This window comes from Streptomyces sp. JK94, assembly GCF_053613315.1.
Map to the genome: position 1 here is coordinate 1 of NZ_JBSICH010000022.1, position 12,579 is coordinate 12,579.

The 12,579-nt window shown below is 72.3% G+C and carries 13 protein-coding genes and 1 riboswitch; of the genes, 2 read left to right on the top strand and 11 right to left on the bottom strand.

Translation table 11 applies throughout. From position 1 onward, the window contains the following. Positions 1–197: 197 nt before the first annotated feature. Both ACVV2G_RS20555 and ACVV2G_RS20560 read left to right on the top strand, forming a co-directional pair. Complete coding sequence (locus tag ACVV2G_RS20555; RefSeq protein ID WP_453844200.1) at positions 198–470, top strand: type II toxin-antitoxin system Phd/YefM family antitoxin; 273 nt, start codon at positions 198–200, stop codon at positions 468–470. Beyond that, positions 467–736 carry a type II toxin-antitoxin system RelE family toxin gene (locus ACVV2G_RS20560; protein ID WP_216723616.1) on the top strand — a complete coding sequence of 90 codons (270 nt, stop codon included), beginning with the start codon at positions 467–469 and terminating at the stop codon, positions 734–736. The genes ACVV2G_RS20555 and ACVV2G_RS20560 overlap by 4 nt, the downstream gene beginning before the upstream one ends. A 37-nt stretch (positions 737–773) precedes the next feature. On the opposite strand, the gene ACVV2G_RS20565 is transcribed toward ACVV2G_RS20560, so the two are convergent. The 11 genes from ACVV2G_RS20565 to ACVV2G_RS20615 form a co-directional block, all read right to left on the bottom strand. Then, entirely contained in the window at positions 774–1,727 is a 954-nt protein-coding gene (locus ACVV2G_RS20565; protein WP_453844201.1) for a Ppx/GppA phosphatase family protein, read from the bottom strand. Next, the gene (locus ACVV2G_RS20570; RefSeq protein ID WP_453844202.1) at positions 1,724–2,263 is read right to left on the bottom strand and encodes a DUF501 domain-containing protein; all 540 of its coding nucleotides are present in this window, start codon (positions 2,261–2,263) and stop codon (positions 1,724–1,726) included. Before ACVV2G_RS20570 ends, ACVV2G_RS20565 begins: the two co-directional genes overlap by 4 nt. A gap of 49 nt (positions 2,264–2,312) precedes the next feature. Then, positions 2,313–2,795, bottom strand: coding sequence for an FtsB family cell division protein (locus ACVV2G_RS20575; RefSeq protein ID WP_453844203.1), 483 nt, complete (start codon positions 2,793–2,795; stop codon positions 2,313–2,315). Positions 2,796–2,933: 138 nt separating this feature from the next. Beyond that, positions 2,934–4,223 carry a phosphopyruvate hydratase gene (gene eno / locus ACVV2G_RS20580; RefSeq protein WP_453844204.1) on the bottom strand — a complete coding sequence of 430 codons (1,290 nt, stop codon included), beginning with the start codon at positions 4,221–4,223 and terminating at the stop codon, positions 2,934–2,936. Positions 4,224–4,505: 282 nt separating this feature from the next. Beyond that, positions 4,506–5,246: a transglycosylase family protein gene (locus tag ACVV2G_RS20585; RefSeq protein WP_453844205.1), complete on the bottom strand. Its 741-nt coding sequence runs from the start codon at positions 5,244–5,246 to the stop codon at positions 4,506–4,508. 3 nt (positions 5,247–5,249) lie between these two features. Then, a riboswitch (cyclic di-AMP (ydaO/yuaA leader) is annotated at positions 5,250–5,416 on the bottom strand. A 181-nt stretch (positions 5,417–5,597) separates the two neighbouring features. Then, on the bottom strand, positions 5,598–6,641 hold the full coding sequence (locus tag ACVV2G_RS20590) for a transglycosylase family protein (RefSeq protein ID WP_453844206.1): 1,044 nt from the start codon (positions 6,639–6,641) through the stop codon (positions 5,598–5,600). 142 nt (positions 6,642–6,783) lie between these two features. Beyond that, positions 6,784–8,091, bottom strand: coding sequence for a cytochrome P450 family protein (locus ACVV2G_RS20595; protein WP_453844207.1), 1,308 nt, complete (start codon positions 8,089–8,091; stop codon positions 6,784–6,786). Between the two features lie 178 nt (positions 8,092–8,269). Further along, positions 8,270–9,265: a nucleoside triphosphate pyrophosphohydrolase gene (locus ACVV2G_RS20600; RefSeq protein WP_453844208.1), complete on the bottom strand. Its 996-nt coding sequence runs from the start codon at positions 9,263–9,265 to the stop codon at positions 8,270–8,272. A 273-nt stretch (positions 9,266–9,538) separates the two neighbouring features. Further along, positions 9,539–10,186 carry a SurA N-terminal domain-containing protein gene (locus tag ACVV2G_RS20605; protein WP_453844209.1) on the bottom strand — a complete coding sequence of 216 codons (648 nt, stop codon included), beginning with the start codon at positions 10,184–10,186 and terminating at the stop codon, positions 9,539–9,541. A gap of 148 nt (positions 10,187–10,334) precedes the next feature. Beyond that, positions 10,335–11,825 (bottom strand): serine/threonine protein kinase PkaE, encoded by a 1,491-nt coding sequence (gene pkaE / locus ACVV2G_RS20610; protein ID WP_453844290.1) that lies wholly within the window; start codon positions 11,823–11,825, stop codon positions 10,335–10,337. A 38-nt stretch (positions 11,826–11,863) separates the two neighbouring features. Beyond that, positions 11,864–12,493, bottom strand: a complete 630-nt coding sequence (locus ACVV2G_RS20615; protein WP_453844210.1) for a hypothetical protein — start codon at positions 12,491–12,493, stop codon at positions 11,864–11,866. Positions 12,494–12,579 lie beyond the last annotated feature (86 nt).

A 12,579-nucleotide genomic window follows, 5' to 3' on the forward strand; every position in this document is an offset into this window, starting at 1 on the left:
TCGGGGGGGGGGTGTAGGGGGGCCCGAAAAGCCCCCTCGACACCCGCTCAATCGTCGTCGGCCCTGCTCGGACCGCGACCGCGGAGCCCGGTCGCGGACGCCTGCGCCACGGCCCAGGCGATGCCGTCGAGGATCGCGCACGAACGCGATTCCTCCCGAACATGCGTTGTGTACACGCAGGTGCGTACACTGACTCCATGACTGAGAACACCGTGACCGTACGGGAAGCCCGCGCGCACCTCGCCGACCACATCAACCGGGCCGAGGAAGGTGTCCCGACCGTCATCACGCGCAACGGCGCCCCCGTGGCGGCCGTGGTTCCGATCTCGGACTTCGAAGCCCTGGAGGAAGCGGCCGACGTGATGCTGGCGCGCGAGGCCGAAGCGGTGCTGGCCGAGGGCGGCACCACCGTGACCATGGCGGAACTGCTGGCGGACCTGTTCACCGAACAGAACGGCGACGCGGCGTGAAGTACGCCTTCCGGTTCACCACTGCGGCGCAGCGGCAGCTCCGGGCCGTCAGCCGACCCGACGCCATGCGCATCCTGACCGCGCTGACCGCACTCGGTGACGACCCGTACCGCCAGGACGCCGACGTCAAGAAGCTCACCGGCCCGTCCGGGCTCTACCGGCTCCGGGTCGGAAGCTACCGGATCGCCTATCAGATCAACGATGGCGAACTCGTCGTCCTGGTCGTCAAGGTGGGCGACCGGCGGGACGTCTACCGCAACCTGTGACGCCCCGCCCGACACCCGTGTCGCCGGGCACCGCCCCTCAATGCGCCTCGCTTGCCGCGTAGTGGGCGATGCCGTCGAGGATGTCGTGCTCGCTCACCACGACCTCCTCCGCGCCCGTCCGCTCCATGATCGAGAGCAGCACGAGCGCGCCGGCGCCGATCACGTCGACGCGGCCCGGGTGCATGGACGGGACCGCCGAACGCTCGGCGTGGGTGGAGCGCAGCAGCCACCCGGTGATCTCCCGGACCCGGTCGCGGGAGACGCGGGAGTGGTGGATGGCGGCCGAGTCGTACGCGGGCAGCTCCTGGGCGATCGCGGAGACGGTCGTCACCGACCCGGCCAGCCCGACCAGCGTGCGCGCCTCGCGCAGCGGCACCGTCTCCTCGGCGAGGTCCAGGGCCGCCTCGATGTCGGCCCGCATCGCCGCGATCTGCGCCTTGGTGGGCGGGTCGGTGACGGCGCCGTCGCGCACCAGGTGCCGCTCGGTCATCCGGACGCAGCCGACGTCCACGGAGCGGGCGGCGCGCACGTGGTCGTCGCCGACGACGAACTCGGTGGAGCCGCCGCCGATGTCGACGACCAGGTAGGGCTTGCCGAGGTGGTCGCGGCCGGCGAGTTCCCTGGTGGCGCCCGTGAAGGAGAACTCGGCCTCCAGGTCCCCCGAGATGACCTCCGGCTCCACGCCGAGGATGTCCAGCACCCCGCGCACGAAGTCGTCCCGGTTCTCCGCGTCCCGGGAGGCGGAGGTCGCCACGAAGCGCAGCCGTTCGGCGCCGTACTCCTTGACGACCTCGGCGTACTCGCGGCAGGCGGCGAAGGTCCGCTCCAGCGCGTCGGGCGCCAGGCGTCCGGTGCGGTCGACACCCTGGCCGAGCCGCACGATGGTCATGCGGCGGTCCAGGTCGGTCAGCTCACCGGTGGCCGGGTCCGCGTCGGCCACCAGCAGCCGGATGGAGTTCGTACCGCAGTCGACGGCGGCGACACGGGTCATCGGCCGTCCTCCCCGCACCTCTCGCCGGGCGTCACGCACGGTCCCTTGCGCCACCACTCGGGCAGCATCGCGAGCGCCTCGTCGCCCAGCGGGTTGACGCCGGGGCCGGCCGCCAGCGAGTGGCCTACCAGCACGTGCAGGCACTTGACCCGGTCGGGCATGCCGCCCGCGCTCGGGAAGCCGGTCAGCTCCTCGATCTCGTCGCGGCGCCGGATGTAGTCCTCGTGCGCCGCGCGGTAGGAGGCGGCCAGCTCCGGGTCGGTGGCCAGCCGCTCGGTCATCTCCTTCATCACGCCGTTCGCCTCCAGCGTGCCGATCGCGGAGGCCGCCCTCGGGCACGTCAGGTAGTACAGCGTGGGGAACGGGGTGCCGTCGGGCAGCCGCGGTGCCGTCTCCACGACGTCCGGCTGCCCGCAGGGGCAGCGGTGCGCGATGGCGCGCAGGCCGCGCGGGGGACGCCCGAGCTGCTGCTTGAAGGCCTCGACGTCCGCGTCGGTGGGCTCGGTGCGCGGGGTGGTCGGCGGGGGAGTCTGCATGACTGTCTTCTGCTGGTCTTCCTGTTGAGTCACTGCCGGCGCGGTCGGTTCACGGCCGGTGGGCGGCGGCGTCGGCCTTGTCGACCCCGTCCCAGACGTTCCGGTACCAGGGGCGGTCGGCCCCGCCGGCCTCGGCGCGGGCCTGCTTGGCGGCGTCCGGGTCGACGACGACGAACCCCGTCTCCCCCGGCATCACGTAGTGCAGCCGCAGCCGGACCTGCTGCTCGGCGTAGGCGTCGTCCTGCCAGCGCGCCTTGAGGTCGCGCAACTCCTCGACCCGGTCGCGGGTCTCCCGCTGCTCCCGCTGGAGACCGGCGATCTCGGCGCGCTGGGCGACGTACTGCCGTATCGGGTACGCGAGGGCCACGACGAGCGAACACAGCACCATCGCGAGCAGCGCGGCCCGGCCGGTCAGCCGGGAGCGACGGGCCTGGCGCTTGGTCTGCGAGCGGTAGACCCGGGCCGCGGTCTGCTCCCCGATGATCCGGATCCTGGTCGCGGTGGAGAAACGGTCCCGGTCCTTCACCGCCATGTCCCCGCCTCCCGTCCACCTTCATACGTCGTCATGCGCCGTCCTACGCGCGTACGTCCCCGCACACGGTACGGGACCGAGTACGGGGACGTACGTACGACGCCTCCTCTTGCGGGGCCGGGTCGGCCCTCGCCGCGCCTACTGGTTCGCGGAGCGGAACCGGGGGAACGCGCTGCGGCCGGCGTACACGGCGGCGTCGTCGAGGATCTCCTCGATGCGCAGCAGCTGGTTGTACTTGGCGACCCGCTCGGAGCGGGCCGGGGCGCCGGTCTTGATCTGGCCGCAGTTGGTGGCGACGGCCAGGTCGGCGATGGTGACGTCCTCGGTCTCGCCGGAGCGGTGGGACATCATGCACTTGAAGCCGTTGCGCTGGGCCAGCTCCACGGCGTCCAGGGTCTCGGTCAGCGAACCGATCTGGTTGACCTTGACCAGCAGGGCGTTGGCCGCGCCCTCCTCGATGCCGCGGGCCAGACGCTCCGGGTTGGTGACGAACAGGTCGTCACCGACGAGCTGGACCTTGTCACCGAGCCGGTCGGTGATGGTCTTCCAGCCCTCCCAGTCGTCCTCGAACAGCGGGTCCTCGATGGAGACCAGCGGGTACGCCTCGACCAGCTCGGCGTAGTAGTCGGTCATCTCGGCGGCCGTGCGCTCCTTGCCCTCGAAGGCGTAGGAGCCGTCCTTGTAGAACTCGGACGCGGCGACGTCGAGCGCCAGGGCGATCTGCTCGCCGGGGGTGTAGCCGGCCTCCTTGATCGCCTCGAGGATGAGGTCGAGGGCCTCGCGGTTGGAGCCGAGGTTCGGGGCGAAGCCGCCCTCGTCGCCGAGGCCGGTGGCCAGGCCCTTGTTCTTCAGGACCTTCTTGAGGGTGTGGTAGATCTCGGCGCCCCAGCGCAGGGCCTCGGAGAAGGACTCCGCGCCGATCGGGGCGATCATGAACTCCTGGATGTCCACGTTGGAGTCGGCGTGCGAGCCGCCGTTCAGGATGTTCATCATCGGCACCGGCAGCAGGTGCGCGTTCGGGCCGCCCAGGTAGCGGAAGAGCGGCAGGTCGCTGGCCTCGGACGCGGCGTGCGCGACGGCGAGCGAGACGCCGAGGATGGCGTTGGCGCCGAGCGAGCCCTTGTTGTCGGTGGCGTCCAGGTCGAACATGGCCTGGTCGATCAGGCGCTGCTCGGTGGCGTCGTAGCCGACCAGCTCCGGGCCGATCTGCTCGATGACGGCCAGGACGGCCTTCTCGACGCCCTTGCCCAGGTAACGGCCCGGGTCGCCGTCACGGAGTTCGATGGCCTCGAACGCACCGGTGGAGGCACCGGACGGAACGGCGGCACGACCCGTGCTGCCGTCGTCGAGGCCGACCTCGACCTCGACCGTGGGGTTGCCTCGGGAGTCCAGGATTTCCCGGGCTACGACGACGTCGATGGACGGCACGAGCATCTCCTTCTTCCATGTGACGCTTCGGTGTGACGCGCGGGCCCACGGGACCGCGGCGGCTCTGCGGGACCGAGCCTAACCGGCTCCGGACGATCGGCCAGCCGATCGCCCACCCGATGGACAGAACCGAGAGTAAATTGTTTCCGAACGGAACAAAGACGTTTCCGGAAACACGTGCGGATCCGGGGCGGAACCCCGGGACGGGGTGGGGACGTGAAAATCCCGTCCCGGTGCGTACGGGGGAATACGCACCGGGACGGGAGCAAGGGGGGCCGCTGCCTACTTCAGGTGCAGCTGCTGGCCCGGGTAGATGAGGTCGGCCTCGTCGACGATGTCGTCGTTCAGCTCGAACAGCTCGGCCCAGCCGCCCTTGACGTCGTGCTCCGCGGCGATCGAGCTGAGGGTGTCGCCCTTGACGACCTTGTACTCGCCGTCGCCCTTCTCGACCTTCTTGCCGGTCGGGGTGGTGACGGTCTTCTTCTCGGCCGGCTTCTCGGCGGCCGGGCGCTCGTCGGAACGCGAGGCCTTCTGCTCGGTGGAGCGGTCGGCGGTGGAGCCGCTGCTCTGGCTCTGCGAGCTGCCGGAGCTGCCGGAGGACTGCGCGGAGCCGCCGCCCTGACTCCCGGTGGAGCCGCCGCCGGTGTACGCGGCGCTCGACAGGCCGGTGCCGCAGACCGGCCAGGCACCCTTGCCCTGGCCCGCGAGCACCTTCTCGGCGATCTCGATCTGCTGCGCCTTGCTGGCCTGGTCGGCGGTCGAGGCGTACTGCGTGCCGCCGTAGCCGGCCCAGGTGGAGGCGGAGAACTGCAGGCCGCCGTAGTAACCGTTGCCGGTGTTGATGGACCAGTTGCCGCCGGACTCGCACTGGGCGACGGCGTCCCACTCGGACGCGGTGGCGGCGGAGGCGTTGCCGGCCGCCATCAGCGGGGCGGCGACGGCGGCACCGGTGACACCGGCGACGGCGATGACACGGGTGGCCTTGGACGGGCGGCGGTGCTTGCCCTTGCCGGAAAACAGCATGGTTGATCCCCTCACCGACGCCTGCGAGGTGAGCTGTCGGGTTCGGGCCGGTTGAGTTGCCCGGCCGGGTTCCTCGCGGAACTCGGCTCCACCCCTAGCCGCTCCGGCTCAACTGCCCGGTGCGGCACTTACCTTGGGTCCCCCGCTCCTGCCTGCGGCGCTTGCGCGACGACTGTTCCCGGACGGCCGCTGGCAGGATTCGGCGTTGCGGCAGCCGGGGCCCGCGATGGCGAGCGATCACGACCGTAGACACGCGCGCCGCGGATTTTCAAAGACGATCACGACTTCTGAGACCTATATCTCACGTGATCCAAAACGGACATACGGCTCGAACCGTGACGCGAACTCCCCCTACTTTTCACCCGATTCGCCCCCGACCGTGAGCGTCTGACCGGGCAGGATGTGGTCCGGGTCGGCGCCGACGACCTCCTCGTTGCCGGTGTAGAGCGAGCGCCATCCGCCGTCGACCCCAAGGGAGTCGGCGATGCCCCAGAGACTGTCGCCGGACCGCACGGTGTAGGACCCGTCCACGACCTCTCGCGCCTCTCCCTCACCGCGCGAGGCGTGCCGCCCCGACGGGTCGGACGCACGCTCGTCCACCGGGTTCTCGTCGGCATTGCCGCCGCGGTGCTTGCCCGCGCCGGACTCATCGGTCTCGGCGAGGGGTGAAGAAGCGTCACTCTGCCCGACCTTGTCCACTTCATCACCCTTGGTGGTGGGTGCGGAAGAGCTGCCGGAATCCTGTGGACCGAGACCCGCCGCGGAGTCGGACGAACCGGACCCGGCCGACTCGCTCCGGTCGGCCGACGAGGCGCCGGAGGTGGACGAGGGCGAGGCGGACGGCGACAGTCCGGGCCGCGGCTCCGATGTCCCGGACGAGCCGTCCGACTCCGGGGAACCGGTCAAACCGGACGGATCAGACGGATCGGCCGACGCGGGCGCGGTGGGGGCCGAGGAGGCGTCCGCGCCCTCCGACGAGCCGTCACCCGTCGCACCCGTGCCGCCGTCCGCGGCCCCCGGGGCGTTCCCGATGCCCGCGAGCGGCGCGCAGGTCGGCCAGGCGGCGACGCCCTGGTCCGCGCGCAGCTTCTCGGCGACTCTTATCTGCTGGGAGCGACTGGCCTGGTCGGCGCTCGGCGCGTATTCCAGGCCGCCGTACCGCTCCCAGTCGTCCTGCGACAGCTGCAGGCCGCCGTAGTACCCGTTGCCGCTGTTCTGGCTCCACGCGCCGCCGGTCTCGCACTCGGCGACCCGGTCCCAGTTCGTCCCGTCGACCGCGTGCGCGCCGGTGGCGCCGAGGAGCGGGATCGCGATGGCGGAGCCCGTCACTCCAGCGGCGACGACCAGGGCGGGAGCCTGGCGGGGGCGGCGGTGACGACCGTTCCCGGAGAGCATGCGACGACCTTTCACGAGACAGCGGGGACCGCGCGGCGGTGAGGCTCAGGGCCACGCTGATCCGTGAACGTATAGGCAGATGATCGCTTGTCACAAGTTCATGCCGCGCAGATCACGTGAAGATCACAAAGGTGAGGGCGTGTCATGTTTGCGGAGGTGACGTACCGTTCCGTTCCTCCGGTGCGACCGGGGTGAACGACACGGGCAGGGTGCGCAGGCCCCGCATGATGAGCCCTCCGCGCCAGCGCAGTTCCGCCGGATCCGCGGCGAGGCTCAGGTCCGGGAGGCGGGTGAGGAGGGTGGCGAGCGCGGTCTGCCCCTCCAGCCGGGCGAGCGGGGCGCCCAGGCAGTAGTGGATGCCGTGGCCGTACCCGAGGTGCTGGCTGTCCCGGCGGGAGAGGTCGAGCGTGTTCGGGTCCGCGAACCGCTCCGGGTCCCGGTCGGCGGCGGCGAGGACGACGAGAACGGGGTCGCCCGCCGCGACGTCCTGCCCGCCGAGGGACAGCGGCCGGGTGGCGAAACGCCAGGTGGCCATCTCCACCGGACCGTCGTAGCGCAGGAGTTCCTCCACGCCGGTCTCCAGCAGGGCGTGCTCCCCGGCGGCGAGGGACGTCTGCAGGCGGCCCCGCTGCTCGGGGTGGGTGAGCAGGGCGTACATGCCGTTGCCGATGAGGTTCACGGTGGTCTCGAACCCTGCGAAGAGCAGGATGAAGGCCATGGCGGCGGCCTCGTTCTCGGTGAGGTGCTCGCCGTGGTCGGAGGCGCGGATGAGGCCGGAGATGAGGTCCTCACCGGGGCCGGCCTCGGGCGGCAGCGCCGCGCGCTTGCGGTGGATGAGGTCGGCGAGGTAGCTCCGCATCTTCTTCACCGACCGCGCGACCCCGCCCCGCGGTCCCCCACCGTGACGGATCATCATGCCCGCCCAGTCCCGGAAGTCGTCCTGGTCCTCCCGGGGTACGCCGAGCAGGTCGCAGATGGCGTGGATGGGGAGGGGAAAGGCGAAGTCGTGGATGAGGTCGGCGCTGCCGGTGCCGGCGAACCGGTCGACGAGTCCGTCGGCCAGCTCCTGCACGCGGGGCGCGAACTCGGCCACGCGGCGCGGGGTGAAGGCCCTGCTGACCAGCCGGCGCAGCCGGGTGTGGTCGGGCGGGTCGATGTTCAGCAGGTGGGTCATCAGCTCGGCCTTCCGCTCCCCCGGAATGCCGGTCTTGCCCTTGGCGTGCGCGGACTCGTCGTGGTGGGCCGGGTTCTTGGACAGCCGAGGGTCGGCGAGCGCCTGCTTGGCGTCGGCGTACCGGGTCACCAGCCAGGCCTCCACGCCGCTGGGCAGCCGCGTCCGGTGCACGGGCGCGTGCTCGCGCAGCCAGGCGTACGCGGGGTAGGGGTCGCTCGCGAACTCCCAGGTGAAAAGCTCGGGGGTGGGACAGTCGGGCGTGGAGTGGTCGGTCACCCCTCGACCGTATCCGGGGCGGCGGGGGCGGCCGGGGTGCAGGTGCCTCTTCTCCGGGGCTCGGGCGCCGGGGGGCCGTTTCCCGGGGCTCCGTTTCCCGGGGCTCCGTTTCCCGGGGCTCCTCCGGTGTTCCCTCCCCGGTGCTCCTTTCCTCCGCCGGTACCGGACGGCATCGGCCTCAGCCCTCGGCGCCCTCCGCCTCCCTGATCGCGTCCCGGTACGCCCGGGCCGCCGCTCTCAGGGCCGCTTCCGGGTCCGTGCCCTCGGCCTCGGCGCGGGCCGCCAGGGACAGCAGTTCGTAGCCGATGCCCTCGCCGGAGGGCAGGGGGACCGGGAGGCCTGCCGTGCGCACCCGGGAGGCGAGCTTCGCGGCGAAGGCGAGGCCGGGCTGGCCGAGCGGGACGCCCTCGGTGACCGAGGTGCGCTGCTTCTCGGCCGCCTTGGTGCGCAGCCAGTGCTCCCTGACCTCCTCCGGGGTGGAGGCCGTCTCGTCGCCGAACACGTGCGGGTGGCGGTGGATCAGCTTGGCGACGATGGTGCCGGCCACGTCGTCGACGGAGAACGGCGCGTCGGGGTCCTCCTCCGCGATGCGGGCGTGGAAGACGACCTGGAGGAGTACGTCGCCCAGTTCCTCGCGCAGTTCGTCGCGGTCGCCGTCCTCGATCGCCTCGACGAGTTCGTACGCCTCCTCGATGGCGTACTTGGCCAGGCCCCGGTGGGTGCGCCGGGACGACCACGGGCACTCCACGCGGATGCGGTCCATGACCTGTACGAGGTCGAGCAGGCGGGCGCCCGGGAGGTCGTAGGAGGCGGGGAGCAGTTCCAGGTCCGGCATGGAGACGCGGCCGGAGCCGGCGAGGCGGGCCAGCCCGTCGGTCAGCGCGGGATCGCCCTCACCGGTCGCCACGACCACCACCGTGTGGCCGCCGGCGCAGGTCGCGACCAGTTCCTCGGCGGTCGGGGCCGCCTCGTCGACCGGTATGCCCGCCTCGCGCAGATACGGGAGCTGGGGGTGCGTGCCGTCGGCGCACAGCACACGGTCGGCGGTGCGCAGGGCCTGCCAGGCGGGCCAGGACAGCAGGCCGGGGGCGACCCGGTGGCTGGTGGTGAGCAGGACGATGCGGCCGGGGTCGGGGGCGGTGCCGGGGGTGGCGTCGGCGCTGGTTGCGTTCACGATCAGAACGTAACGCACGCGGCGGACAACCCCCGGAGTTGCCCACAGGGGGGCCGGCCGGAGCGCAGCCGTCCACAGGCGCGGCGCACTGGCGGGGCGTTGTCCACAAGGGCCCGGACCACCGGTGGGACGTTGTCCACAGGGGCCCGGCTCACTGACAGCCCTCTGTCCGCGAGGGATGACGGGAGGCGGGGCACTGTCGGCAGAGGACCGAGGAGGGCGGGACGCTGCCCGCCGGGGGCCGGCCGGAGGCGGCGGCCCCCTGCGGGGCCTTTACGCCGTCTGCGGGGCCGGCGGTGCCGTGATCTCCCGCAGCCACGGCGTTTTCGTGTCGACGCGGCTGCTCTTCTGGACGTCCCAGTCGCCGTAGCGCGGATTGAGGTCGACGTCGAGCTTCGCCGAGGCCTTGGACAGGGCCTGCCAGAACTCGGGCCGGCTGGTGTCGGTGCCGAGGCTCTCGGCGAGCTTCTGGGCCTCCAGCTGGAGACGGAGGTTCTCGTCGAGGCGCTCGGGGGCGACGCCGTACTGCTGCAGCCAGACCGTCTCCAGCTCCTTGGCGCCGCCGGCCTGCTCCTCCAGTCCGCCGCGCATCTCCTGCACCTCCCTGCGGGTGACGGTCACGTCCGCGTCCTCGGCGGCGCGGTGCAGGACCCGGTCCAGGACCATGCTGTGCAGGGTGTCGCGGGCCAGGGTGCCGGTGCGGGCGACGACCTGCTGGTACTGGGCGTCGTCCGGGACGGCGGCCCGCTGCGCCTCGCGTACCTCGTCGACGCGGTTCTCCAGCTGGGCGACGGTGATCCGCTGGTCGCCGACGACGGCCGCCGCTCCCGGATGCGCGTCGTTGCCGCAGGCGGTGAGCAGAGGCGCCGCGGCGGCGATCGCGGCGGTGAACAGGAGCGCGGTGCGACGGCGGCGGTGCAAGGAAACCTCCCGTTGGAGATTGTGCGACGGTGCACAAAGTCTTGCGATGATCGATGGTAGGCAGTGGCCCGGCTCTGGCCAACCCATTCGACCAACGATTCACCAGGACTTCGGGCACCGCCGCGCGGTCCTCCGGGGGTCGCGGTCGTCAGCCGCGTACCTGGCCGAGCCACTGGAGGGTGCGCCGGACCTCGGTCGCCACCGGGTGGCCGGGGCCGTGCAGACGCTCCACGTCGTGCAGCAGCCGGGCCAGCGTCTCGTGGGCGGCGGCGCGGTCGCCGAGGGCGAGGAGCAGGTGCCCGATGCGGCGGCGGACGTCGTGGGCGAGGTCGGGGTCGCCGGCGACGTACTGGTTCTCGTAGTACGGCAGCAGCGCGCGGTACTCGGCGAGGGCGGCGGCCGGTTCGCCGAGCTGCTCCAGGCAGTGGGCGGCGTCGCAGCGGTGGCGCAGGGCCTGCGGGTCGGCCCGGCCGGCCTCGGCGGCGCGTTCGTCGGCGAGGCGGCGCAGTTCGGGCAGGGCGCGCCGGTACTGGCCGTCGTCCATGAGCGTGGCCGCGTACTGCCTGCGCAGGGTGCGCACGACCGGGGAGCGCTCGCCGTGCTGTTCGGCGGCGACGGGCAGGATCGCGCCGAGGACGTCGACGGCCTGCGTGATGCGGCCCTCGCCGAGCAGGCGCTTGACGTCGTCGACGGCACGGGCGACGTCCGGCTTCCCGGCCTCGGCCGCGGGCGGCACGGCGGCCGGCTGGGGGGCGGGGGTGCGGGCGCGGTCGGGCCAGGGGGCGTGCGGGCGTACGAAGGGGCGGGTGGGGTCGAGGGGCCCGCCGGTGGGCACACCGCGCGCGGGCAACAGCAGTGCCAGGTGCTCGTAGACCTCCTGGGCGGAGGCGGGGCGGTGCTGCGGGTCCTTGGCGAGCAGACGCAGGACCAGCGCTTCGAGCGCCTCGGGGACCTCGGGGCGGATGCGGCGTACGGGCACGGGCGGCTCGTACAGGTGCCGGTGGAGCACGCCGAGGGCGGTGGAGCCGGCGAACGGGACGTCTCCGCTGAGCAGTTCGTGCAGGACCACGCCGAGTGCGTACAGGTCGGTGTAGGGGCCGACCGCGCCGCCCATGGCCTGCTCGGGTGCCATGTAGGCGGGCGAGCCTATGGGGGTGCCGGTGTGCGTGAGGCGGGTGGTGTCGGCGTCCATGACGGAGGCGACGCCGAGGTCGAGGACGGTGACGGTGCCGTCCTGCTTCACCATCACGTTGCGCGGCTTGAGGTCGCGGTGGACGATCGGCACGGCGTGCACGGCGCTCAGGACGGCGCACAGTTGCGCGGCCACGGCGACCGCCCACTGCCAGGGGTAGGGGTCGTGCTCGGTGAGATGGTCGGCGAGGTCGGCACCGTCGATGTACTGGATGACGAGGAACAGTTCCTCGCCCTCGCTGCCCGCGTCGTGCACCGTGACGAGACCGGGGTGGTCGACCTGGGCGGTCACCCGGCACTCGCGCACGAACCGGCGGCGCAGTTCGTCCGCCTCCTGGCCCGCCACCTTGTCGGGGCGCAGCAGCTTCACCGCCACGCGCCGGTCGAGCCGCTGGTCGTAGGCCGTCCAGACCTGTCCCATGCCGCCCTGGCCGATGAGTGTGGACAGCTCGTACCGGCCGGCGACGACGCGTCCTGCCGCCACGCTCACCTGCCGCCCCCGTGTCCGCCGTTGCCGCTGCCGTTGCCTTCGTGCTTGCGGAGGTAGTCGCTCAGCTCGTCCAGCTCGGCACGGACCTGATCGATGCGGGCGGGCTGGGGGGTCCGCGGGGGCGCGGGCGGCGGGACGGGCGGCTGCGGCTGCGGCTGCGGGACTTGGTACGGCGGGTGCGTCTGCGGGAGCGTGGGGGCGGCGGAGTAGGGGTACGCGGGCTGCGGGTGTCCGTAGCCGGTGGCCGGGGGCCCGGGCGGCGGGTAGCCGGTGTGGAGGGGCACCTGATGGTGCCGGATGTCCGCGTACAGGAAGTAACCCGCGCAGGCACAGGCGTTGAGCAGCAGGATGATCATGCCCGCGGTGCCGTTCGGCGTACTGAAGTCGTCCGTGTGGTCCGTGACGAGGAAGCCGAAGCTGACCACCAGCACGACGGCCGACGCCGCGAAGGCCCACCAGTCGCGCGGCCTGCGGGTCACGATGGCCGCGTACAAGGTCGATATCCAGGCGAGGAACCCGAGGCTCAACAGGGGCAGGGCCACGAAGAAGACGCGCAGCAGGACCAGCACCGCGGTGTTGGGGCGGCGGCGCGGCGGCGGTGGCGGCACATAGCCCTGGCCGTGCATGACTTCTCCTGGAGACCTGATGAGAGCGGACACACCGGGCGGGCCCGTGTGGAGTCGAGCGTATAGGCCGACACGGACAACCGGCC